Below are 23,972 nucleotides of genomic sequence, written 5' to 3' on the forward strand. Positions count from 1 at the left end.
GGCGCCGCTACTGGCGGGCGTCACGCTCCGCCTGCAACGTCCGACGTTCTTCCTGCAACTCCCGGACGTAGGCGACAACCGCCCAGCGGTCCTCGACGGTCAGCGGATAGCGGTAGCCCGCCATCAGGCCGACACCGTTCGTGATCACGTCGTACATGCGGCCGTCGTTGTAGGCCGCGATCCGCTCGTCGTGAAGCGAGGCGGTCGGAGTGGCGGCCCGTTCGAACAGGATGCCCTGGCCGGTGCCGCGCTCGTCGTGGCAGGGCTGGCAGTAGATCGTGTAACGGTTCCTGCCTCTGGCCAGCACAGCGTCGCTTGCGGCGATGGGGGAGGAGTCCAGGAAGTAGCCCTCGTCGTCGCGGCCGAAGAGCAGGCGGTGATCGACGTTGAGCTGTCCCCGCGCCACGGTGCCCGCGACCGGCTGGCGCATCGCCATCCCGTCGTAGAAGAAGCTGCTCGCTTCCTGCGGGTCGTAGCGTTCCTGGTAGTCCATGTTCGGGTTCGGATGGATCGGCGGGAAGGGCGAGGACATGCCACGGCAGCCGAGCAGCATCAGGACGGCGGCCAGAGCGGCGGTTCCGGGCAGCCGGCGCATCAGTGGGCGTCCTCGCCGTGTCCGGGGCTGTCCTCGCCGCCGTGATCCTCAGCCGGCGGCGGCGCCGGAGTGATGTCCCGGTTGGGATGGCGGAGCTTCGCCAGGTAGGTGGTGCGCGGCTTCGTGTGCAGGTCGTCGAGCAGGTTGTAGTTGCGGGGGCTGGCCTTCGCCTCGCTGACCCGGCTTGCCGCGTCCGTGATGTCGCCGAAGCGGATCGCGTCGGCCGGACACGCCTGCTGGCAGGCGGTGACCACGTCGCCGTCGGCGAGGGGCCGACCGTCCTGCTTGGCGTCGACCTTCGCGCGGCTGATCCGCTGCACGCAGTAGGTGCACTTCTCCATGACGCCCCGCGAGCGGATCGTCACGTCCGGGTTCTTGCCCAGCTTCATCACCTCGGGTGTGTCCTTGGTGAAGTTGAAGTAGTTGAAGCGCCGGACCTTGTAGGGGCAGTTGTTCGAGCAGTAGCGGGTGCCGATGCAGCGGTTGTAGACCATCGCGTTGAGGCCTTCGCTGTCGTGCACCGTGGCGGCGACCGGGCAGACCTGTTCGCAGGGTGCGTTCTCGCACTGCATGCAGGGCACCGGCTGGAAGCTCGTCTGCGGTTCGGCGGGGAGGTCGCGGACGAGCTCCCGGAGCATGCCGGCGGATTCTCCCTCGTCGGAGAAGTAGCGGTCGATGCGCAGCCAGTGCATCTCCCGGCCTTCCATCACCTGCTCCTTGCCGACGATCGGCACGTTGTTCTCGCTCTGGCAGGCGACGACGCAGGCGTTGCAGCCGACGCAGGCGTTCAGGTCGATCGTCATGCCCCACTGGGGAGAATCCTCGTATGTCCACTCGTCCCACATCGAGTTCTCGTGCGGCTTCTCGCTGTGGGCGGTGGCGAAGTCAGGGTGCTCTTCGAAGTAGTCGAGATCCGCTTCCTTGACGATCGGCCGGCCCTCCAGCGAGTGGTGGTCCTGGGTCTGTGCCAGGGCGTAGCTGCCGCCGCTGGCCCGCAGCGCGCAGCGACCGAAGTGGAGCGCGCTCGAGGTGCGCAGCAGATACGCGTTCGCGCCGGGAGTGTGGTCTTCGTCGTTGGCTGTGCTGGCGATCCGGCCGCCGAAGTCCCGGCCGTAGCCGAGATCGATCGTCACGGTGTGGTCGGCCTGGCCGGGCACCTGCCACACCGGCAGTTCGAGCTCCCGCTCGCCGCAGGTGACCGTGACCAGGTCCTCGTTCTCCAGCCCGAGGGCGTCGGCGGTGGCCGGGCTGACGAGCGCGGCGTTGTCCCAGGTCAGCTTGGTGATCGGATCCGGGAGCTCCTGGAGCCACCCGTTGTTCGCGAAGCGCCCGTCGTAGAGAGCGGGCGAGCTACGGAAGACGACCTCCAGCTCCTCGCCGGCAGCGACCGGGCCGGCCGCGTCGCCGGCGGCCTGAACGGCTGCGGCGCAGTCCTCCGGCGCGACCGTGGCCAGCTCCGCGGCAGGTAGAGCGCTGCCCTCCTGCACACCATCGTGAAGCACCCGGCGCCACGCGACTTCGAACCCGGAGAGCGCGACGGGAAACGGCAGCGACATGGGATCGACGGGTGGGGCCTCGGCCTCCTCGCTGCCGTCCTCCGGCTCGGCCTCCGCGGCTTCTTCGGCGGGCGCCGGTGCTTCCGCTTCGGCACCATCATCGAGTGGCAGCCCGAGCAGCTCGGACCAGGTCTCGCGGACCAGATCGCGGCCGTCCCGTGCCTCGCCCAGTGCGGCGAGCCCGAGCACCTCAAGGGCGCTCCTGGCTCCCCAGAGGGGCTCGATCAGGGGCTGCACCACGCTGGCCGTGCCGTCGGTGGTGCGCGCGTCTCCCCAGCTCTCCAGGTAGTGGGCCAGAGGGATGTGCCAGCGGGCGAACCGGCTGGTTTCGTCGCGGTAGGCGCCGACGTGGATGACCGCGCCGCTGTTCCCGGTGTGTTCGAGGGCGGCGGCGAAACCGAGGTCGGCGGGCGCGCTGTAGGCCGGGTTCGCTCCCAGAACCAGCAGCCGGTCGACGGCGCCTTCGTTCATCGCCGCGACCAACGCGGCCAGGTCGGCGTCACTCGACGTGCCGCTGTCCGGCGTCTGGTGGTAGGTCACGGTCGCGCCCACATTGCCGAGCACCGAGTTCAGTGCGTAGACCGCCGCGTGGACCTCCGCCGGCTGGCGGTCGCCCGCGACGATCAGGCCCGAGCCGCGGTGATCGAGCAGGTCCCTGGCGACCGCCTCCACCCAATCGTCGTCGATGTCCGCGGCCGCTGCGCCGCCCTCGAGCGGCAGGTCGATGCCCTGCGCCGCGAGGGCGTGTCCCAACCGGCCCACGAAGGCCGCGACGCGACCGCTCTGCACCCGCAGCCGGTGGTCCGCGTTGGCCGCCGTGAGCGAGTGGACGCCGTCGACGGCGTAGTGCCGGAGCATCTTCCGCGAGCCGTTGCCGCCCGCCCGCCGGGACTTGGCGTAGCCCCGCAGGTTGCGGACGCTGTCGCCCTCGGTGCTCAGGAGGTCGGAATCCAGGGAGAGCAGGACCCGTGCCCGTTCCAGGTGGAAGAGGGCGTGGTAGTGCGCGCCGGCCTCCGACTCGATACCCCGGTCGGCGTTCTCGTCGCTGACCGGTTGCCAGGTCACCCAGCGCGCCTGGGGGTAGCGTTCGAGAAGCGCCGACTTGAGGCGCAGCAGGGTGGGCGACGAAGACGGTTCGGCCAGAACAGCCAATCCGGAACCGTCCGCGGCGGGGGCGAGGTCGCCCTCGGTCCAGGCGGCAACGAACTCTTCCCAGGAGGACGCCTGGTCACCGAATCGCACCGTCTTGGAGCGGTCCGGGTCATAGAGGTCGAGGATCGAGGACTGCGCCCAGACGCTCGAGGCGCCGCCCGAAGACGGGTGGAGTTCGTTGCCCTCGACCTTCGTCGGACGGCCATCGTGGCTCTCTGCGATGAGCCCGAGGGCGCGGTTGCCGAACGGCATCGTGGTGGCGTAGGCCAGCGGTATGCCGGGAACCATGCCTTCCGGCGCGTCGACGTAGGGAACGATGTGCTCCACCGGACGGCGGATGACTTCGCAGCCGGTCAGGCCGGCCAGAGAGGCGGTCGAGCCCAGCATTGCCAGCACGGTGCGTCGACTCATTCCGTCCTCGAGCAACTCCGCCGGCGCCTCGGAGGCGTCCGGTGGGAACTCGCGGTGGAGGAACTCGGCCGCCCGGGAATCGCCCCGGACCTGTTCGAGGCTCCGCCAGTAGGTCCTGGGCGGCCGGTGGCCGTTGCCCGCGCTCATCGGTGGCACCCCGTGCAGTCCTCGGGCGGTGCAAGACCACGTTGCGCGATCGCCTGCTCGGCGAAGGCAGCGTGATCGCCGGTCGGTATCCACTCCATGTCGGTGACGGCGTCGAGTGGTCGGAGATTGGGGCCCGGGTCGCGATGACAGTCGAGGCACCAGCTCATGCTCAGCGGTTCGGCCTGATACACGACCTCCATCTCATGGACCGGGCCGTGACAGGTCCGGCAGCCGACGCCGGCGCCGACGTGGACGCTGTGATCGAAGAAGGCGTAGTCCGGCAGGTTGTGGATCCGCACCCAACGCATCGGTCGGCCCTGCTCCGCGCTCTTGCGGATCGGTTCGAGGAGTTCGCTCTCGCGCGTTGCGACGTGGTGGCAGTTCATGCACACCTGGGTGGGGGGAATGTTCGACACCGCCGACTCTTCGACGGAGGCGTGGCAGTAGCGGCAGTCGAGGCCGAGTTCGCCGACATGGAGGGCGTGGCTGTAGGGGACCGGCTGCGCCGGCCGGTAGCCGACGTCGGTGTACTCGGGGGAACCGTAGTACCAGACGGCGCCCACCGCCGCTGCGCCGGCGACCGGCATCGCGGCCGCCAGATACAGGGGGACCTTTAGCGTCCACTTGGGGAAGATCTGTGCCAAAACTCCTGCGCCCCGAAGCAGGGTGTGAAGCCCTGCACGCTTCCGAGATCGCGCGGAGTGTACAGCGTGCCATCGAGGCGGTCAAAGGACGATGCCCCGATAGTGTCGGGACGTGTCCGAAGAGGGTTCCAGGGGGGCGGAAGGGGAGGCAGCACCGCCCCGTCGCCGGCTCCTGAATCCCTGGTTTCTGGCGGCCTTCGCCGGTGTCGTGCTGATTCCGGCGCTGCGGCCACTGCTCCGCTTCGAGCCGGATCCGCCGCCGGTTGCGGGTCAGTTGCCCGAGTGGCGGCTGGTGGACCAGAACGGCGAGGCCTTCGGCAGCGCCGACCTCGCCGGCGACGTTTACGTCGCCTCCTTCCTGTTCACCCGCTGTCCGAATGTCTGTCCCCGGATGACCGCGTCGCTGCGCCAGTTGGAGCTGCGGTATCGGGAGGAGGGCGTCCGGGGTGTCCGTCTCGTGAGCTTCTCGGTCGATCCCGCGTACGACTCTCCCGAGCGACTACGGGAGTACGGCCGGAGTCGCGGGTTCGACGACGAGCGGTGGAGTCTCGTGACCGGGAGTGAGCAGGAGGTGCGGTCGTTGGTCGAGGATGGATTTGGGCAACCGATGGGTGAAAACCTGATCCTGTGGGACGGCGCGGTCGACGTCGCACATTCGACGCGCCTGGTCCTGGTCGACCAGGGCGGCCGCATCCGTGGCGACTATGGTTCGGACCGGGTTGGCCTGGACGAGGTCTTCCACCGCGCCCGGCAGGTGCTGGCGGAGTAGCCAGGCGACCCGCCGCGCGGCGGTCAGGCTTCGGTTCCGGGTTCCATCTCTTCGATCCACCGGCGGATCAGCGCGACCGCTTCGGTATCGACGAGGCCGCGGCCGAGTTCCGGCATCATCACGCCGGGATGTACCGACTCGAGTCGGTAGACCAGGATCGATTCGTCCGGACGGCCGGGCACGACGCCGTAGAGCCGGTCACCGGTGCCCTGGCCGGCCGCGACCGGATGCTTGTAGACGCCGAGCCGGGTCCGGTCGTCGTGCACCGCGCGCAGGTCGAGTCCTGACGTGCGGCCGCTACCGGTGAGGTTGTGGCAGTGGGCGCAGTTGATGTCGAGCCAGGTGCGGGCGCGCTCGCCGAGGCTGCCGGTCGAGGAGTCGTTCCAGACCGGCGCCCGGGGTGCCTCGGCCGGCGGCGGGGCGTCCTCGAGCAGGCCGAGACGCCGCCAGCGGACGAGCTGATTCTCGGCGCGGCCGGTCCCGCCGCCGCTATCGGCGTAGACGAACTCGCGGTTCAGTTGGCTGGCGTGCGGACCGATGGGCAGCAGCCGTTCGCCGTCGGTGCGGTGACAGGTCTTGCACTGGTTCGTGTTCGGCACCCGGTAGGTGTGCTCAACCGTCCGGCCGCCGCCGTCGATCCACGAGACCTCGAGAGGACCGCCGACGATCACGAGTTCCGCGTCCGTCTGCTCCTCGTTCCAGATGTAGGGCAGTCCGACCCAGCCATCCTCTTCGTGGATGAGAAGTCTGGTTTCGAGCAGCCGCAGATGTGGGTTCGGGGACCGGAAGTCGTCCGGATAGGCGAAGGTCTTCGCGATCACCGTGCCGACCGGGAACTCGAACGGCTCCGGATCACGGTACGTCGCGGGCTGAAGGGCTCCGTCCGGCGCGGTGGGAAACCGGATGAAGCGGAGCTTCAGCGCGTAGTCGGAGAAGAGCGGCGTGTTCAGGTCGTATGGCTCGACGCCGGCGGCGGGGACATGGTCGGCCGGTTCGCCGACAAACAGCTCCCAGGCCGAGAGCGTCTCCGGGTAGCGCGCGAACGGTCCGTCGCCTGAACCGCCGTCGCCTGTCGCACAGGCCGAGAGCAACAGGGCGGCAACCGCCGAGCCTGCGAGGGGTTTCCGGGCGCTACGGACTGCCACCGGTCGCCGCTCCCAGGTCGACCGGCTGCGGCACCGCCGGCAGCGCGCCCTGGTGGGCCGCGAGATCGGTGCTGACGTCTGGCTGGCCACCGGCGAACACGGCCCCGAGGTCGAGGTTGACGAAGTCCGCGTCCCCGTTGTCTTCGATGTAGAGGCGTAGTTCATCCGGCACCGCGCCATCGACGAGCCGGCCCGGGTTGACCACGCCGTCCCACACGATGTCCGGGAAGGTGCCGCCGGCCAGTTCGACGAACGCGTCCGCGAAGGCGCCGTTCGGGCCGTCGCCGCCGCCGACGAACTCGTTGTCGTGAATGTAGATGCCTTCGGTGTACGGGTCGTAGCCGGGATCGTTGTAGGCGCGCCCGGTCGAGAGGTACGAGATCACCGCAAGGTTCGAGTTCTGGTTGTTCCGGATCCGGTTTCCGAACAGTTCGACGTTGTCGCTGGCCATGACGATGACCCCCGACCCGGCGGGAATCGTGGAGACGATCGCTCCCTCCTTGCCGAAGTTGGGCAGGTTGTTGTCCTCGATCTCGTTGTCGTACACGCGCGCGTCCCGGCCGTCCTTGACCGGAAGCTCCGGCAGGGAGAAGACGAGCAGGCCGCCGGTGTTGCCGTGGGCCCGGTTCTCGTAGACGTCCGCGCCGGTCGTGTTCTCGATCTCGATCCCGGCGACGTTCTCCCACACTTCATTCCGCCGCACGACCACGTTGGCGGACTGGCCGACGTAGATGCCGGCGTCCGAGGCGCCACGTACCCGGCTGTCCTCGATCAAAACGTTCGTCACCTGGACCGGATAGAGACCGTACGCTCCGTTGTTCGTGTCCGGACCGTTGGTCCATTCGACCCGTACGCTGCGAAACGCCGCGCCGGTCGTGCCTTCGACCTTGATGCCGTCGCCGCGCGTGTTCTCGACGGCGAGACGTTCGACCGTGAAGTCGTCGGCCGTGACCAGAACCCCCTCGCCACCGGTTCCCGGCGCCTGGCTGGCGAAGTCCAGGATCGTGTCGTCCATGCCCTGGCCGCGAAGCGTCACGCCCTCGACATCGAGGGAGAGCGTCGCGTCGAGTTCGAAGCGGCCTGTGCCGAGTTCGATGACGGCCCCAGGCTCGGCGACGAGCAGGGCCTCCTGCAGGGTCTTGTGGTCGTTGGCGCCGGGACGGAGAGGTCCGTCCTGTTCGGCGCAGGCGACCAGAGCGAGCAAGCAGGCGGCGGTACAGAGGGTGCTTTGCTTCATGACTGGGGTTCCATCTCCGGGTCGTTACCTGGCCGGCGGGATCATGCCATGATAGCCCCGAACCAAGGAGATCTGATGCAGGGGAAGATCGCAATCGCCGTGGTCCTTGCGGGCCTCGCTGGCGGGATCGCCGGAGCCGAAGACGAGGCGCCCGCGCCCGAGCCGATGCCGATCGGGACGATGAGCGAACTGATGATCAAGCTCATGTATCCCGCCTCGGACGCCATCCTCTACGTCGAGAGTCGGGCGCCGACCAACGAGGTCGAGTGGAACGAGTTGCAGGCGCAGGCACTGCTCCTGGCCGAGTCGGCCAACCTGATCATGATGCCAAGCCGTGTGGTGGGCGACCGCGATCAGTGGATGCGGGACGCCCGGTTGATGTTCGACGCGGGAGCGGCCGCCTACGAGGCGGCCCTCGACCAGGACCTGGAGGCGCTGATCGCCCTGAACGAACAGGTCTACATGTCCTGCGTCGTGTGCCACAAGCGAACCCGGCCCGACTACGGCAAGAACTACAAGCGCTTCGAGGATTCCCCCTCCGAGGCAAATCCCCCTGAAGAAGAGGGGCGGGTTCCCTAGGAAACCCGCTGCTACGATCGCCGATTCAACCTTGGGAGAGCGAAACGTGACTCTGATCGAAGTTCGAAACCGGTGCGCGGCGCTGCTGCTCGCGTTCGTTCTGGTGCCACTTCCGCTTGCCGCCGACGACACGAACGCCGATGTCTGGGACCGTGTCGAGCACCATACGGTGAAGAGCGGTGAGATCGACATCCACTACGTCACTCTGGGCGAGGGCAAGCCAGTCCTCTTCCTTCACGGCTTCCCGGACCTCTGGTACTCCTGGCGGCACCAGATGGCGGCCCTCGAGGGTGAGTTCCGGACGGCGGCGATGGACCTGCGCGGATACAACCGGAGCGGACAGCCGAAACAGGTCGAGGACTACCAGATGCCGTTGATCCTGGGTGACGTCGCGGCCGTGATCGAGGATCTCGGTGCGCCGATCACCCTGGTGGGCCACGACTGGGGCGGTGCCATCGCCTGGCGCTACGCGATGACGCACCCGGAGCAGATCGAGCGCCTCGTGATCCTCAACCTGACCCATCCCAAGGGCTACGCGAACGTGATCGCGAACGCCACCGAAGCGCAGCGGCAGAACACGCAGTACGCGCGGAACTTCGCGACGTCGAAGCCGGACGGTAGCCCGGTGCCGGAAGGCCTTCTGAACCGCTACGCCAGCGAGGGCGAGAAGGTGGCCGGCCACTATCGGGAGGCCTTCGCCCGCTCCTACTGGGACGGCATGCTGAACTACTACCGGGCGAACTACGGCCAGGTTGCCGGCGGCGGCGAGATGCCGAACCTGCAGATGCCGGTGCTCCAGTTCCACGGCCTGAAGGACACGGCGGTGGACAAGGACGGGCTGAAGAACACCTGGGACTGGATCGACCGCGACTACACCCTGGTCACGGTGCCGTCGGTGGGCCACTGGGTCCAGTTGGAGGCTGCGGATCTCGTCTCGAGCACGATGCGCGCCTGGCTGCTGGCCAGGGAGTGATGGAGGTACGTCGAACGATGCTCATCCAGCCAACCAATCGTTGCTGGCCCAGGCTCCTTGCGCCCGCCGTGGCTCTTGGCCTGATCGTCGCCTGCGCGCCGGCCGAAGCGCCGGAGGCGGCCGGCGAACAGGTCGCGGAGGAGAGCGGACCCGCCCGCGAGTACTACGAGATCCGCCGTTATCGGCTCTCCGACGAAGACAGCCGGCAGACCGTCCTCGACTATCTGGAGAACGCCCTGGTGCCAGCGCTGAACCGTGCAGGCATCGACCGGGTCGGCGTGTTTAGCGTCCAACCGCCCGCGGCGGACGAGGAGGCCCTCGATCCCGTGGACGCGATGTCCGTGTGGGCGATCATCGCGTTTCCCGGCGTTGACGACTTCACGGGCATGAAGTCCACGCTGGAAGCCGACGCGGCCTACCTGGAGGCCGCGGCGCCGATGTACGCCACGCCGACCCGGGAACCGATCTACGAACGGGTCGAGAGCTGGTTCCTGCACGCCTTCAAGGGCATGCCGATGATGGAGCTACCGCCGCAGACAGCGGCTGGCGAGGACCGGATCTTCGAACTCCGCCTGTACGAGAGCCACAACGAGGACACGGCGCGCCGCAAGGTCCACATGTTCGACAACGGCGAGATCGACATCATGCGGGATGTCGACATGGCGCCTCTCCTGTACGGCGAACTGCTGATCGGCGCGAACGTGCCGGCTCTCGTCTACATCCTGTCGGCGCCTGACATGGAGTCCCACCGCGAGCACTGGAGGGCCTTTGGCGACCACCCGGAGTGGAAGCGCATGCGCGAGATGGAGATGTACAGGGGCACGGTCTCGGGGATCGAGAACGTGTTCCTGCGGCCGACCGGCTTTTCCCAGATCTGATCGTCTGATCGCTGGCGGCTCCGGCCAGGAGCCGTCAGCCGCCCTGGTCCGCCCTAGTCGCCGCCTTCCTCGGCGGCCTCCGCCGCACTGCCCGGCCAGCGCACCCAGTAGCCGTCGGCCCACACGAGGTCCTGGTTGAAGTCGGTGCCCGGGAAGGCGCCGATCTCGTAGCTCGACTCAGGTTGGGCGGTGGCCGAGCCGTCGCGCCCGCCGCTCCAGATGCCGATGACCTGCGTGCCGAGCAGCTTGTCGGAGCCCGCGAAACCGAAACGGTAGGGGTTGTTCCAGCCGTCGCGTTCGGGCACGTCCTGCAGGTAGAAGAAGGTATTCGACGGCCTCAGCAGGGCCGACAGATCGGCGTGGGAGAAGTCGGCGTGGGTGAACTCGCTCCAGGCGAACGTCGGGGTCGTGCTCGACCCGGCGGCGGCGGCGCTGACCTGGTCGGTGAGCCACTGCATCCAGGCGGTGCCGACACTCTTCATGTCGGCCTGGGTCCGCGTCTGGTTCGCGTTCTGGAGTCCGGTCATCAGGTTCGGCACCAGCAGTGCGGAGATGATGCCGATGATCGCCACGACGATCAGCAGTTCGATCAGGGTGAATCCGCGTTCGCGGGTTTGGGAGCGCGCTCCAGTCATCTTCGTGTTCCTTGAGAGAAGTCGAGGTCCGGCCGTGGCGGAGTACGGGCGGGTCACCGGCGGCTTACAGGATCATACGGGGCAGACGCCGGGAGCGTCCAAGCGAACCGCTCCCTTGCGACGAATCCGAACCCCCCCGCCCAAGTAACATCGGGGAAGATGGAACCGCTCGGACGCGTCCCGGTGACGGGCGGCTGCGTGAACGACGCATCGGTCGGGGGTTAGTGCGTGGACTTCGGATTCTACGACTTCGATCTGGCGATCTACGACGAGATGTTCGTCGCGGACGGCGAACCGCGCGAACACTGCCAGGCGGTCTACGAGGCGCTGCGGAACACTCCCCGGGAAGAACTCGAGACGATCCAGGAGCGGGTGACCCGCTCCTTCTCGCAAGAGGGAATTACCTTCACCGTCTACGGCGAGGAGGAGGCCGAGGAGCGGATCATCCCGATCGACTGCGTCCCGCGCCTGCTCAGGCTCGCGGAGTGGCGCCAGCTCGAGGCCGGTCTGGTACAGCGCATCAGGGCGCTCAATCTCTTTCTCGGGGATGTCTACGGGGACTGCCGCATCGTCAAGGATGGCGTGATCCCGGCCGACGTGATTCTCGATTGTCCGCAGTATCGGCCGGAACTGCGCGGCGTCAGGGTGCCGAACAACGTCTGGGTGGCCGTCTGCGGGACGGACATCGTTCGTACCCACGGTGGCTTCATGGTGCTCGAGGACAACCTTCGGGTGCCGTCGGGCGTCTCCTACATGATCGCCAACCGCAAGGCGGTCAAGGCCGGGTTGCGTCGGCTCTACCGCACCTGCCGGGTGCAGGAGATCGAACACTACGGCAGTCAGCTACGGCGGACCCTGGGCGAGTTGGCGCCTGACGGCCGGAAGGATCCCAGTCTGGCGCTGCTCACTCCCGGTACCTATAACTCGGCGTTCTACGAACACATGTTCCTGGCCCAGGAGATCGGCGCGGAACTCGTGGAGGGGCAGGATCTGCTGGTCAATGACGGCTTTGTCTACATGCGCACCACCTCGGGCCTACGGCGGGTCGATGTGATCTATCGCCGGGTCGACGACGACTTTCTCGATCCGCTCACGTTTCGCGAGGACTCGCTGCTGGGCGTGCCGGGGCTGATCAACGCCTTCAGACGGGGCAACGTGACCCTGGCCAACGCACCGGGCACCGGCGTCGCCGACGACAAGAGCGTCTACGCCTACGTGCCCGACATGGTGCGGTACTACCTGAGCGAGGAACCGTTGCTTCTGAACGTCGAAACGCGCCTCTGCAGGCGTCCGGAAGACCTCGAGTACACGCTCGACAACCTGGAACATCTGGTCACAAAACGGGTCGGGGAGTCGGGCGGCTACGGCATGCTGGTGGGTCCCCACTCGACGGCGGAGGAGCGCGAGGTGTTCGCGGAGAAGCTCCGAGCCGATCCGGCCGACTACATCTCGCAGCCGACGCTGCCGCTGTCGCGGTCTCCATGTCTGGTAGAGGGCCGCGCGGAGCCGCGCCATGTCGACCTGCGTCCGTTCGTGCTGACGGGGGCCGAGACCCGGATCGTCCCGGGCGCTTTCTGCCGCGTGGCGTTGCGCCGCGGCAGCCTGGTCGTGAACTCGAGCCAGGGCGGCGGCGGCAAGGACCTTTGGGTCGTGGATCTCGAGGGCTCCTAGGCCGTGCTCTCCCGAAGTGCCCAGGGCGTCTACTGGATGGGGAGGTACCTGACCCGAGCGCAGTACCTGAGCCACCTCCTGGAACTGCACGTGCAGGCGCTCGTCGACCGGCCGGTGGGAGAGATCCACTTCGGCTGGAGGCGCATCTATCGCGCCATGAAGCGACTTCCGCCGCCGGGCGAGGAATGGCTGCCGGAAGCCGACGAATTCGCCCTCGCGGACTCCTTCACGCTGGCGGACGATCTGACCTTCGACCGGACGAATCCCGAGTCGGTCTGGAGCAGCCTGGAACGGGGCCGGGAGAACGCGCGCCAGATGCGCCACTGCATCAGCGCCGAGATGTGGACTCGTCTCAACCGGGCATATCTCTGGATGCGGGACCTGGAAGCCGTGGACATCTGGAGGACGCCGGAGGCCTTCTACTCCCGCACCTGCAATGAGATCCACAACTTCATCGGTGTTGCCGACGCGACGATGTATCGCGGCCCGGCATGGCGCTTCATGCGCCTCGGCCGCGCCATCGAACGCATCCAGCTTGTCGTGTCGCTGATCCTCGCTCAAACGGAACTCAGCCGGCGCACGCGGGTCCCCAATCTGGGTTGGCCGAGCATGCTGCGTGCGCATCGCGCGGCCGAGGCCTACAGCCGGATCCACGGAATCGAGATTCAGCCCGACCGCGTCCTCGATCTGCTGGTCGCCGACCCGTTGCTGCCTGCTTCGCTTCTCTCCTCGCTGCGGGCGGCGGCGGGGGAACTCGACGCCATCGAGACGGGTCCCGGCGTCGAGGCCGACGCGGCGGCACGGCGGCTGTCAGGCCGCGCCTGCGCCCTCATCCTCTATGACTGGCCGGAGGCGGAGGAGCGGGACGACCTGATAAGGCGGGTGGGCGAGTGCGCGCGTGATCTGCACGACGCGGTTCTGGGAGCCTTCGTCGACTACGCCATCGAGGACTCGCCGCTGCGTTGATGGGGCAGGATGCGCTACGAGATCGAGCACAGGACGCGCTACGTGTATCCGGAGCAGGTGCGCGGTTGCGTGCTGACGCTCTGCCTGGAGCCGGTCCCCACGGATGGGCAGCGGGTGCTGGAGTTCGAGATCGAGACCCGACCCGCCGCGTCACTGAGCCCCGAGCAGGACGGTTTCGGAAACCGTCGCCACGTCCTCAACGTTCACCGGCGGCACCCCGAGCTGACGATCATCTCGCGCCTCGAGGTCGAACGGGACCCCGGATCCTTGCCTGCGGCGGCCGGCGGTTGGGAGGAGATCCGGTCTCTGCGAGAGGCTCCGGAACACTGGCACCTGCTTCGACCGAGCCGGCTCGCGAGGCCGTCGCGAGCTCTCGAGGACTTCGCTGGGTGCCACAATCTCCACCCGGGAGACGATCCGATGGCGAGTCTGGTTGGACTATCGGATAGGCTCCACCGCAGTTTCGCCTACCAACCGGGCAGCACGTCGGCCGATTCTCCGATCGAGCACGTCCTGGAGTCCGGTCGGGGCGTCTGCCAAGACTACGCGCACGTCATGATTGCCATCGCCCGCTCCTGGGGAGTGCCGTCCCGATACGTATCCGGCTACCTGCACACGACCGGCGTCCCCGGCGAGCAGACGGTGGCGTCCGGCAGTCATGCCTGGGTGGAATGCCGGTTGCCGGGTGCCGGCTGGGTCGGCTTCGACCCCACCAATGCGACCTTCAGTGATGAGCGCCACATTCGTGTGGCGGCGGGACGGGACTACGCCGACGTCTCGCCGATCAGCGGCGTGTTCCAGGGTACCGGGGATGCCAAGATCGAGGTGGATGTGATAGTGAAAGCAGTCGATCCTCGGGAGTTAGAGGAAAAAGTGAGCGGAAGGAACAGGAGGCAGAGAGGATGAACGTCCAGGCTGAGCATCACGACGGAGTTCTCTTGGCGAAGGTCGAAGGCCGCGTCGACAGCTCGAACTCCCAGGACTTCGAGCGCCAGTTGCAGGCTGCCATCGGCGATGACGTCGGGGCCGTGGTGATGGACCTCGCTCAGCTCGCATACATCAGCAGTGCCGGCTTGAGGGTTGTCCTCCTGGTGGCCAAGACCCTGGGCCAGCGCAACGTGAGCATCTCCCTGTGCTCGCTCTCCGATCCTGTTCAGTCGGTCTTCGAGATCAGCGGCTTCAACCGCATCATCCAGATCTACGACAACCAGGCTGACGCCCTGGCCGCTGCCGGAAAGTAGGTCGCCCCGGCGCCGCTTGATGTCCGACAGAGCGAGTGCCCGAGCCGCGCGCAGGGCCAATCCCGACTACAGGATCCTGGTCGTGGACGACGAGCCGGATCTGGAACGGCTCGTGAGGCAGCGCATGCGCCGTCACATCCGCTCGGGTCGCTACGGCTTCGAGTTCGCCGGCAACGGCATCGAGGCGCTCGAGAAGCTCGCCCAGAACAGGGACATCGACATCGTCCTCTCGGACATCAACATGCCGAAGATGGACGGTCTGACCCTTTTGCAGCAGATCCCCGAGGTGAACGCGGACATCCGCTCCGTCATCGTTTCGGCGTACGGCGACATGGAGAACATCCGCACGGCGATGAACCGCGGTGCCTTCGACTTCGTCACGAAGCCGATCGACTTCGCGGATCTCCAGGTCACGATCGATCGCACGCTCAAGCACCTGGACGAGTGGCGCGCGGCGCTGGCGTCGAGGGACAAGCTGGTGGCGCTCCAGAACGAGCTGGATGTAGCGACCAAGATCCAGCAGTCGATCCTGCCGGACAAGTTCCCCCACGCCGAGGGCTGCGAGGTGTTCGGCTGCATGGAGGCCGCACGCAACGTCGGTGGAGACTTCTTCGACGTGATCCGCCTCGAAGAGGGCCGCCTCGGGCTTGCCGTCGCCGACGTCTCGGACAAGGGGGTTCCCGCGGCCCTGTTCATGATGTCGAGCCGCACCCTGCTCAAGGGCGCGGCCGTCGGAGTCGGCGATCCGGGATCGGTCCTGTCGGAAGTGAACGATCTGCTGAACGAGGCGAACGACGCTTCGATGTTCGTGACGGTCTTCTACGGCGTGTACGACCCCGCGACGAAGGTGCTGACGTTCTCCAACGGCGGCCACAACCCTCCGCTGGTGGTTCACGCCGACGGCAGTTCCGAGGAACTCGCACTGACTGGCGGCATCGCCCTGGGTGCGATCCCGGAGTTCGAGTTCGGCCAGGCCAGCGTTCAACTCAGGCCCGGGGACCTGGTCGTGTTCTTCACCGATGGCGTGACGGAGGCGATCAACGTCGAGGACGAGGAGTTCGGCCTGGAGGCAGTCCAGGCGCTGTTCGCGGACGGCGAGCCCCGGAGTGCCCGGGAGGCCGCCGAGATGATCCTGCAGGCGGTGCGCGACTTCGCCGGTGAGGCGCCGCAGTTCGATGACCTGACCTGCATGACCCTGCGTGTTGCTGACGAGTGAGCGCCACCCGCACACTGCGTGTCCCCAACCGGATCGAGGAGCTTCCGGAGGTCTCGGAGGCCGTGGAGGCGCTCGGTCAGGAGGAGGACTGGGCGCCGGATGTCTCCTACGCCGTCGTTCTGGCGCTCGAGGAAGTGGCGACGAACGTGGTTCGCCACGGCGGCGGCGAGGAAGGGACCAGCGAGATCGAAGTCGAGGTCATCTCGACGGACGAGGAGGTCCGGGTCGAGGTGCGCGACAGCGGCAAGCCGTTCGATCCCTTCCACGACGCGCCCGAGCCGGATATCGATGCCGCGCTCGAGGATCGACAGATCGGCGGCCTGGGCGTTCACTTTGTCAAGGTGCTGATGGACGAGGCGTCCTACCGGCGCGAGGACGGCCGGAACCACGTGACGATGGTCAAGCGCCGAAGTTGAGCTCGGATCGGGCTGCTTGAGGCGATGCGCTCACGTGCTGCACGGGTGGCCCTGACCGCGGCCGCCTGGGCCGCGACGATGGTTCTGGCGCCGGTCCGGATCGCCGCGCAACCGGAGGTTCCCGGCGTATCGGCCGAACGGGTGCTGTTCGGTCAGTCCGCCGCGTTCAGCGGCCCGGCAGCAGAACTCGGCAGGGGCATGCGGCTGGGCATCGAGGCGGCGTTCAAGGAGGCGAACGATGCCGGTGGCGTCCACGGCCGCCGGCTGGAGCTGCACTCGCTCGACGACGGCTATGAGCCTGAGGCGGCGATCGAGAACACGCGGCTGCTGATCGAGGAGGAGAACGTGTTCGCCCTGGTTGGCGGTGTCGGTACGCCGACGTCGCGCTCCGCGGTCCCTGTGGCGGACGAGGCGGGCGTGCCTTACATCGCTCCCTTCACCGGCGCGGGCTTTCTCCGTCAGGAGCCCCACGTGATCAACCTGAGAGCCTCCTACGCCCAGGAGACGGAGGAGATGGTGGAGCGCCTGACCAGGGATCTCGGCGTCGAGCGGATCGCGGTCGTCATCCAGAACGACTCCTTCGGACGCGCCGGCCTGGCGGGGGTTCGCGCGGCGTTCGACAAGCGTGGGATGGAGGCGGTCGCGATCGGCGTCTACCCGCGCAACACGACCGCCGTCAAGACTGCGATCGTCGACATCGAGGTTGGAGAGCCGGAGGCCGTGATCATCGTAGGCGCCTATCAGCCGGTCGCCAGCCTGATCGCCTGGACGCGGCACATTGGCCTCGATCCGGTGTTCATGACGCTCTCCTTCGTGGGCAGCAATGCCCTGGCGGAGGAACTGGGGCCACGAGGCGCCGGCGTCTACGTCACCCAGGTCGTCCCTTTTCCGACCGCCCGGAACTCGAGAGTCGCCGCCGCCTACCGTCGAGCGCTGCGCGCTCATACGGCCGGCGCCGAACCCGGCTTCGTCTCGTTCGAGGGATACCTGGCCGGACGCCTCGTGATCGAAGCGCTCGAGCGGTGCGGTCCGAACGTCGACCGCGACCTCTTCATCCAGACCTTGAAGGTCGCGGGCTCCATCGATCTGGACGGCTTCCGGCTCGTGTTCGGTGACGAGGACAACCAGGGTTCGGACGCCGTGTTCCTGACCGTGATCGACGAACGCGGCCGGTATCGGCCGGCGACCCGGCTTGAAGGTGCCGTGAAGCGGTGATCGACTGGTTCCGAAAACTGGCCGAGGCCCGGTTCAGAATCGCCACGCAGCTCTACGTTGGCATCGGCGGCGCGGCGGCGCTGACGCTCGCCGCCAGTCTGGTCGCATTGTTCGCGTTCGCGCAGGTCGGCGACTCCCAGAGCCGGGTCAACCAGGGAACGGTGCCCGAGCTCGCGGCCGCGTTCGGCGTGGCCCAGGGCAGCGGCACGCTGGTCGCTGCGGGCCCCAGGCTGACCGCGGCCGCCGACCAGGACGAGTTGGAGCGGGCGGTAGACGAGATTGAACCCGCCCAGCGCTCCTTCGAGTCCGCGCTCAAGGAACTGATGACGCGGGAAGCGGGCTCTGAGGAACCCATCGGCGGCGAAGCGGAGATCGGGAACATCCAGGCGCGAGGCGAAGAGCTGATCGGGAACATCACGGCGATCCAGGAATCGGTTTCCGAGGGATTCGAACTGAGCTCAGCGAGCGAGGCGCTCCGGTCGGAACTGGACGGACTCCAGAGTCAGATCGCGGCGCTCCTGCTGCCCGCTCTCGACGATCAGTTGTTCTACGCGATGACCGGCTTTCGCTCGTTCGACGAGCCGCCGGCGCCTCGCGACATCCACTTCTCCGAGCCGGAGATCGACCGCTACCGTGTGCTCGTCGGGCTCCAGCAGGACATCACGATCGTCGATCAGCTACTGAACAGCCTCGCGGTGCTGACCGACCGGCCCGACATCGAGCCGGTCGAAGAACGATACGAGTCGTCCGCAACGAGTATTGAGCGTGCTCTCAGTGCGATCGATGAGACTGCCACCTCCGGTCGGTTGAAAGCCCTGTTCGGAGAAACCCTCGCCAAGAGCCGCGACTCATTCGATCTGAGACGCCGCGAGGTGAACGCCCTCGACCGGCAGCAGGAACTGCTGGACCAGAACCGCGATCTGGCGGCGAGGTTGAGCGACGATGTAGAGAGTCTCGTCGCCGCGTCGCGGTCCCGGTCGGACGTGGCGACCGTGGCCGCGTCCCAGGCGATCCGCACCGGCCGCGCCCTGCTGATCGGTCTCAACGTCGTCAGCATTGCCGGCGCGGTGTTCATCGCCTGGCTCTTCGTGGGGCGTCTGCTGGTACGCCGCTTCGAGGCTCTCTCCAGCAGCATGCGGGAAATGGCTGGCGGCAACCTGGAGGCCGAGATCGGCATCGGGGGCGCGGATGAGGTCGCGGACATGGCGGCCGCGCTAGAGGTCTTCCGCCGGCACGCGCTGGAGGTGCAGCGCCTCAACCTGGTCGAGAAGCTCGCCGACGAACTCAAGGAGAAGAACGACGAGCTGGAGGTCGTGCTGGCGGATCTGCAGAAGGCGCAGGACCAGATCGTGATGCGCGAGAAGCTCGCGGCGCTCGGCGAGTTGACCGCCGGCGTCGCCCATGAGATCAAGAATCCCCTGAACTTCGTGAAGAATTTCTCCGAGGTCTCGGGCGAGCTCCTCGAGGAGGTCGAGGAGATCATGAAGGAGAACGAGGACGGCAGCCTCGACGAGGATCAGCGGGAGGAGATCGCGGAGATCTTCGAGGATCTGAGCGGCAACCTGAAGCTGATCCTGAGCCACGGCGAGCGAGCGAACCGGATCGTCAACGACATGCTGAAGATGGGGCGCGGCGCCGCCGGGCGGGAGCAGGCCGACATCAACCGCCTGGTCGACGAACACATCGGGCTGGCCTACCACAGCGCGCGCGCCACCGACCCGAACTTCAATCTGACGATCGAGAAGGACTTCGACCCGGAGCTCGGCACCCTGGAGGTCGTGTCGCAGGACGTGGGCCGCGTCTTCCTCAACCTGGTCAGCAACGCCTGCTACGCGACGAACGAGAGACGGCAGAACTCGGACGACGCGTCGTACGAGCCGACCCTGACGGTGACGACCCGCAAGATGGACGACGGCGTGGAGGTCCGGGTCCGCGACAACGGCAATGGCATACCGCGCGATGTGGTGGACAAGATCTTCAACCCCTTCTTCACCACGAAGCCGACGGATCAGGGCACGGGTCTGGGGCTCGCTCTCTCGGCCGACATCGTGCGCGAGCACGGCGGCATGATTCGCGTGGACACCGAACCGGGCGAGTACACGGAGATGATCGTCGAGTTATCGGCTGCTCCGCCCGACATCGACTATCCGACTCCGTAGCGTCGCACGCTCCGCATGCACGCCGCCATCGCGACAGGAGCAGCGGGCAAACCGGCGCGTCCCGCCCCGGTCTTCGCCATGAAGGGCGTGACCAAGGTCTACGTGATGGGCGAGGTCGAGGTCTATGCGCTACGCGGCGTCGACCTGGAGCTTCACGAAGGCGAGTTCACGGTCCTGCTCGGACCGTCGGGAAGCGGCAAGTCGACCCTCCTGAACATCCTCGGCGGGCTCGACCGGCCTACCGCCGGCCGGGTGACCTACCGTGAAGGGGATCTGAGCGAGGCCGGGGAACGGGCCCTGACCCGCTACCGGCGCCGCCACGTCGGCTTCGTGTTCCAGTTCTACAACCTGATTCCCTCGCTCACGGCGCGCGAGAACGTCGCCCTCGTGACCGAGATCGCCGGCGATCCGCTCGCGCCGGAGGACGCCCTGGCGCTGGTCGGCCTGAAGTACCGTCTCGACCACTTTCCGTCGCAGATGTCGGGCGGCGAGCAGCAGCGGGTGGCGATCGCCCGGGCCATCGCCAAGCGGCCGGACGTGCTGCTCTGCGACGAACCGACGGGAGCTCTCGACATCAGCACCGGTATCGCGGTCCTGGGGGCGCTCGAGAGGGTGAACTCCGAACTGGGCACGACGACCGCGGTGATCACCCACAACGCGGCGATCTCCGGGATGGCGGATCGGGTAATCTCGCTGGCAGACGGCCAGATCACGAGCGACGTCCGTAACGCGACGAAGCAGCCGGCTGCCACGATCGAGTGGTAGGACGATGAGAGCCCTCGACCGTAAACTCCTGCGCGACCTGTGGAACGTGCGGTCCCAGGTACTGGCGATCGCGCTGGTCGTCTCGTCGGGAATCGCGCTGCTGGTCATGGCGCAGGGCGTGTTCGGCTCGCTCGAGACGACCCGCGACGCCTACTACACCCGCTACGCCTTCGCCGACGTGTTCGCCGGAGCGAAGCGGGTCCCCAACTGGGTCGAGGAGCGCATCGCGGCGATCCCGGGAGTCAGGCAGGTTCAGACCCGGGTGGTCGTGAGCGTCTCGCTGGACGTGCCCGGAGTCACCGATCCGGTCAACGGACGCCTGATCTCCCTGCCGGATCGCGGCCGGCCGGCGCTCAACGACGTCGCTCTGCGCCGCGGGCGGTTCCTGGACCCGGACCGGGCGGAGGAGGCCCTGGTCGGCGAGCGCTTTGCCGAAGCTCACGGCCTCGACCTGGGCGATCGCCTGTTCGCGGTGATCAACGGTCGCCGCCAGCCCCTGGAAATTGTCGGTGTCGCGCTCAGCCCCGAGTTCGTCTACGGCATCGGTCCGGGAGAACTGGTCCCGGATCCGAAGCACTTCGGCTTCCTGTGGATGACCCGGCGGCACCTGGCCACCGCGTTCGAAATGGAGGGCGGGTTCAACGACGTCGCCCTGACGCTGGCCGACCGCTCGCCCAGCCTCGAGCGCGCGGCGATCGTCGAACTCGACGCGATTCTCGATCCCTACGGCGGTCTGGGCGCGATTCCGCGTGCGGACCAGACCTCGAACTGGTACCTCCAGAACGAGTTGACGCAGCTCGAGAACATGGGACTCCTGGTGCCGTTGATCTTCATCGCCGTGGCCACGTTCCTGCTCAACGTGGTTCTGCGGCGGACCGTCGCGGTGCAGCGCGAACAGATCGCGGCGCTCAAGGCTCTCGGCTACTCGAACCTCCGGCTCGGCGTCCACTACGTGCAGTGGGCCGTCGTCGTGGTGGCCCTCGGCGCCCTGCTCGGGATCGGCGCCGGCCTGTTGCTGGCCGAAGCGATGCTCGGCCTCTACATGGAGTACTTTCGCTTCCCGCTCCTGATCTACAACGTGTCGGCGTCGAGCATCCTGATCGCAGTCGGAGTGAGCCTCGTCGCCGCGACGGTGGGCGCGCTGGGGGCAGTGCGCAGCGTCGTCTCGCTGCCGCCCGCCGAAGCGATGCGCCCGGCGGCGCCCGAGACCTTCCGGGTCTCCCTGTTCGAACGGCTGGGCGCCCGGAGATGGTTGTCGCAGCCCGCGAGGATGGTGCTCCGCAACCTGTCGCGACGCCCGGTGCGCGCGGGCCTCTCGATCGTGGGCATCGCCTTCGCCGGCGCGATCATGGTCGTGGGCTCGGCGATGATGGACTCGATGGACGAACTGCTCGAAGTGCAGTTCAACATCATCCAGCGCCAGGACCTGTCGGTGAGCTTCTTCGAGCCGGTCGAACGAAGCGCGGTGCACGAACTCGCGGCCCTCTCCGGCGTTCTGCAGGTGGAGCCGACGAACGGCATCGCGGCGCGGCTGCGCAGCGGCCACCTGCAGAAGCAGACGGCGATCCAGGCGCTGGCGCCCGATGCCAGGTTGCAGCGCGTGGTGGATGTGGACTATCGCGCCATCCGCCTCGACCGGCCGGGTCTCGTCCTGTCCACGCTGCTGGCGGAGCAGTTGCGGGTCGAGCCAGGCGACACGCTGATGGTCGAGATCATGGAGGACGGCAGGCCGGTGCGCGAGGTCGTGCTGACCGACACCGTCGACGACCTGCTCGGCGTGACGGCGTACATGGAGCAGGAGTCGCTCCGGCGGCTGGTGCGGCGCGACGACACGATCAGCGGCGCGATGCTCAAGATCGACAGCCTGGCCGAGGAACGGCTGTTCGGCCTGCTGAAGGCGATGCCGGCGGTGGCGGGCGTCACGTTGCGGAGCGCCGCGCTCGAGAACATCCAGACCTACATGCTCGACAACATGTCGATGATGATGAGCGTCAACCTGCTCTTCGCGGTGATCATCGCCTTCGGCGTGATCTACAACACGGCGCGGATCTCCCTGTCCGAGACCAGCCGTGAACTCGCCAGCCTGCGGGTGATCGGTTTCACCCGCGGCGAGATCTCCTCGATCCTGCTGGGCGAGCTCGGGATCCTCACCGTGGCCTCGATTCCACTCGGTCTGCTCCTCGGCTACGGCATGATCGCCGCCGTGATGAGCGCTTTCGAGAGCGAGCTGTTCCGGTTGCCGGTGGTGGTCGACCCGAACACGTTCCTGGTTTCCGCGGCGACCGTTCTCGGGTCGATGGCCGTCTCGGCCTGGACGGTGCGTCGTAAGCTCCACGACCTCGATCTCGTCGCGGTGCTCAAGACCCGCGAGTAGCAGGGGAAGGAAACGATGAAGACGCGGCGCTGGGTGTTGTGGGGAGTGGGGCTGGTCGTGGTCGCGGCCGCCGCGTTTCTCGGCACGCGCCCGCAGCCGGTACCGGCGGAACTGGCGCAGGTGACGCGAGGACCGCTGGAGGTGACGATCGACGAGGAGGGCGAGACCCGCGTGCGGGACCGGTTCGTCATCTCGGCCCCGCTCGCCGGCCGCGTCCTGCGGATCGAACTCGAGCCCGGCGACGCCGTGGTGGCGGGTGAGACGGTGCTCGCGATCTTCCTGCCCTCGGCGCCGGTGTTGCTCGACGCCCGCAGTCGGGCCGAGGCGGCGGCGGCGGTGGAAACCGCGACCGCCGCCCTGGGCCAGGCCGAAGCGAACTACGAGCGGGCGGCGGCCGAACTCGTCTACTCGCGTTCCGAGGCGGGACGCTACCTGCGGCTGAGCCAGGAGGGAATCGTCTCGGTCGAGACGATGGAAAGCGCCCAGCTCGACCTCGACACCCGGCAGGAAGCCGTCGAGGCAGCCGACTACGCGGTGCGCACGGCCCGCAGCGAGTTGCAGGCGGCGCGGGTCCGACTGCTGCGGTTCAGCGCCGAGAGCGCCGAGGATGTGAACGGTACGGCGATCCGGATCGTGTCGCCCGTTTCAGGCGTCGTCCTCCGTCGCGTGCGCGAAAGCGAGTCCGTGGTGCCGGCCGGTGAAGCCTTGCTCGAAGTCGGCGATCCGTCCCGGATCGAGGTGGTCACGGACTATCTGTCGAAGGACGCCGTCCGCATGCGCTCGGGACAGCGTGTGCTGATCGATCGATGGGGTGGCGACCGCCCGTTGCAGGGCCGGCTGCGGCGGGTGGAACCGTCGGGATTCACGAAGATCTCGGCGCTCGGGGTGGAAGAGCAACGGGTGAACGTGGTCATCGACATCGTCGATCCGCCTGCGGTCTGGGCCGGCCTGGGCGATGGCTTCCGGGTCGAAACCCGGGTCGTCGTCTGGGAGAGCGGGGACGAACTGAAGGCGCCGACAGGGGCGTTGTTCCGGCGCGACGAGAACTGGGCGGTGTTCGCGGTCGCGGGAGGCCGCGCGGCCCTTCGGGAGATCGAGGTCGGCGAGCGGAACGCGCGGGAAGCCCAGGTTCTTGGCGGCCTTGAACCGGGTGAGCAGGTCGTGGTCTATCCGAGCGACAGCCTGAACGACGGTTCGCCGGTCGCGGCCGAACTCTGACCGTCGCGGC

The 23,972-nt window shown here is 67.6% G+C and carries 21 protein-coding genes; 15 read left to right on the forward strand and 6 right to left on the reverse strand.

What is annotated here, in order from left to right; translation table 11 throughout:
- Positions 1-7 precede the first annotated feature (7 nt).
- From OXG83_03865 to OXG83_03875, 3 genes are read right to left on the reverse strand one after another with little or no spacing between them, the layout of a single operon-like run.
- Positions 8-595 (reverse strand): cytochrome c, encoded by a 588-nt coding sequence (locus OXG83_03865; GenBank protein ID MCY3964154.1) that lies wholly within the window; start codon positions 593-595, stop codon positions 8-10.
- Positions 595-3,861: a TAT-variant-translocated molybdopterin oxidoreductase gene (locus tag OXG83_03870; protein MCY3964155.1), complete on the reverse strand. Its 3,267-nt coding sequence runs from the start codon at positions 3,859-3,861 to the stop codon at positions 595-597. Before OXG83_03870 ends, OXG83_03865 begins: the two co-directional genes overlap by 1 nt.
- Complete coding sequence (locus OXG83_03875) at positions 3,858-4,505, reverse strand: cytochrome c3 family protein (GenBank protein ID MCY3964156.1); 648 nt, start codon at positions 4,503-4,505, stop codon at positions 3,858-3,860. Before OXG83_03875 ends, OXG83_03870 begins: the two co-directional genes overlap by 4 nt.
- A gap of 112 nt (positions 4,506-4,617) precedes the next feature.
- Between OXG83_03875 and OXG83_03880 the strand changes: the two genes are divergently transcribed.
- Positions 4,618-5,274 carry an SCO family protein gene (locus tag OXG83_03880; protein ID MCY3964157.1) on the forward strand — a complete coding sequence of 219 codons (657 nt, stop codon included), beginning with the start codon at positions 4,618-4,620 and terminating at the stop codon, positions 5,272-5,274.
- A gap of 23 nt (positions 5,275-5,297) precedes the next feature.
- Here OXG83_03880 and OXG83_03885 read toward each other — a convergent pair whose 3' ends face one another.
- The gene (locus tag OXG83_03885) at positions 5,298-6,419 is read right to left on the reverse strand and encodes a hypothetical protein (protein MCY3964158.1); all 1,122 of its coding nucleotides are present in this window, start codon (positions 6,417-6,419) and stop codon (positions 5,298-5,300) included.
- The gene (locus OXG83_03890) at positions 6,406-7,656 is read right to left on the reverse strand and encodes a right-handed parallel beta-helix repeat-containing protein (protein MCY3964159.1); all 1,251 of its coding nucleotides are present in this window, start codon (positions 7,654-7,656) and stop codon (positions 6,406-6,408) included. Before OXG83_03890 ends, OXG83_03885 begins: the two co-directional genes overlap by 14 nt.
- A 75-nt stretch (positions 7,657-7,731) precedes the next feature.
- Here OXG83_03890 and OXG83_03895 point away from each other — a divergent pair, with 75 nt between their 5' ends.
- The 3 genes from OXG83_03895 (at position 7,732) to OXG83_03905 (ending at position 10,086) form a co-directional block, all read left to right on the forward strand.
- Complete coding sequence (locus OXG83_03895; GenBank protein ID MCY3964160.1) at positions 7,732-8,235, forward strand: hypothetical protein; 504 nt, start codon at positions 7,732-7,734, stop codon at positions 8,233-8,235.
- Positions 8,236-8,281: 46 nt separating this feature from the next.
- On the forward strand, positions 8,282-9,208 hold the full coding sequence (locus OXG83_03900; protein ID MCY3964161.1) for an alpha/beta hydrolase: 927 nt from the start codon (positions 8,282-8,284) through the stop codon (positions 9,206-9,208).
- A gap of 68 nt (positions 9,209-9,276) precedes the next feature.
- Positions 9,277-10,086, forward strand: a complete 810-nt coding sequence (locus tag OXG83_03905; GenBank protein ID MCY3964162.1) for an NIPSNAP family protein — start codon at positions 9,277-9,279, stop codon at positions 10,084-10,086.
- Between the two features lie 53 nt (positions 10,087-10,139).
- Here the strand turns inward: OXG83_03905 and OXG83_03910 are convergent, their stop codons facing one another.
- Complete coding sequence (locus OXG83_03910) at positions 10,140-10,721, reverse strand: prepilin-type N-terminal cleavage/methylation domain-containing protein (GenBank protein ID MCY3964163.1); 582 nt, start codon at positions 10,719-10,721, stop codon at positions 10,140-10,142.
- 228 nt (positions 10,722-10,949) lie between these two features.
- On the opposite strand from OXG83_03910, the gene OXG83_03915 reads away from it, so the two are divergent.
- From OXG83_03915 to OXG83_03965, 11 genes are all read left to right on the forward strand, one after another.
- Positions 10,950-12,392 carry a circularly permuted type 2 ATP-grasp protein gene (locus OXG83_03915; protein MCY3964164.1) on the forward strand — a complete coding sequence of 481 codons (1,443 nt, stop codon included), beginning with the start codon at positions 10,950-10,952 and terminating at the stop codon, positions 12,390-12,392.
- Between the two features lie 3 nt (positions 12,393-12,395).
- A complete protein-coding gene (locus tag OXG83_03920; GenBank protein ID MCY3964165.1) occupies positions 12,396-13,358 on the forward strand; it encodes an alpha-E domain-containing protein in 963 nt (320 codons plus the stop codon).
- Between the two features lie 9 nt (positions 13,359-13,367).
- Positions 13,368-14,264: a transglutaminase family protein gene (locus OXG83_03925; protein MCY3964166.1), complete on the forward strand. Its 897-nt coding sequence runs from the start codon at positions 13,368-13,370 to the stop codon at positions 14,262-14,264.
- Positions 14,261-14,599, forward strand: a complete 339-nt coding sequence (locus tag OXG83_03930; GenBank protein MCY3964167.1) for an STAS domain-containing protein — start codon at positions 14,261-14,263, stop codon at positions 14,597-14,599. The genes OXG83_03925 and OXG83_03930 overlap by 4 nt, the downstream gene beginning before the upstream one ends.
- 19 nt (positions 14,600-14,618) lie before the next feature.
- Positions 14,619-15,815, forward strand: coding sequence for a SpoIIE family protein phosphatase (locus tag OXG83_03935; GenBank protein MCY3964168.1), 1,197 nt, complete (start codon positions 14,619-14,621; stop codon positions 15,813-15,815).
- Positions 15,812-16,231, forward strand: coding sequence for an ATP-binding protein (locus OXG83_03940; GenBank protein MCY3964169.1), 420 nt, complete (start codon positions 15,812-15,814; stop codon positions 16,229-16,231). Before OXG83_03935 ends, OXG83_03940 begins: the two co-directional genes overlap by 4 nt.
- Before the next feature lie 45 nt (positions 16,232-16,276).
- A complete protein-coding gene (locus OXG83_03945) occupies positions 16,277-17,446 on the forward strand; it encodes an ABC transporter substrate-binding protein (protein MCY3964170.1) in 1,170 nt (389 codons plus the stop codon).
- On the forward strand, positions 17,443-19,605 hold the full coding sequence (locus OXG83_03950; protein ID MCY3964171.1) for an ATP-binding protein: 2,163 nt from the start codon (positions 17,443-17,445) through the stop codon (positions 19,603-19,605). Before OXG83_03945 ends, OXG83_03950 begins: the two co-directional genes overlap by 4 nt.
- Before the next feature lie 78 nt (positions 19,606-19,683).
- A complete protein-coding gene (locus tag OXG83_03955; GenBank protein ID MCY3964172.1) occupies positions 19,684-20,370 on the forward strand; it encodes an ABC transporter ATP-binding protein in 687 nt (228 codons plus the stop codon).
- Between the two features lie 4 nt (positions 20,371-20,374).
- Positions 20,375-22,744 carry an ABC transporter permease gene (locus tag OXG83_03960; protein ID MCY3964173.1) on the forward strand — a complete coding sequence of 790 codons (2,370 nt, stop codon included), beginning with the start codon at positions 20,375-20,377 and terminating at the stop codon, positions 22,742-22,744.
- A gap of 15 nt (positions 22,745-22,759) precedes the next feature.
- Positions 22,760-23,962: an HlyD family efflux transporter periplasmic adaptor subunit gene (locus tag OXG83_03965; protein ID MCY3964174.1), complete on the forward strand. Its 1,203-nt coding sequence runs from the start codon at positions 22,760-22,762 to the stop codon at positions 23,960-23,962.
- Positions 23,963-23,972 lie beyond the last annotated feature (10 nt).

The sequence above is a fragment of the Acidobacteriota bacterium genome (genome assembly GCA_026707545.1).
GTDB lineage: Bacteria > Acidobacteriota > Thermoanaerobaculia > Multivoradales > Multivoraceae > Multivorans.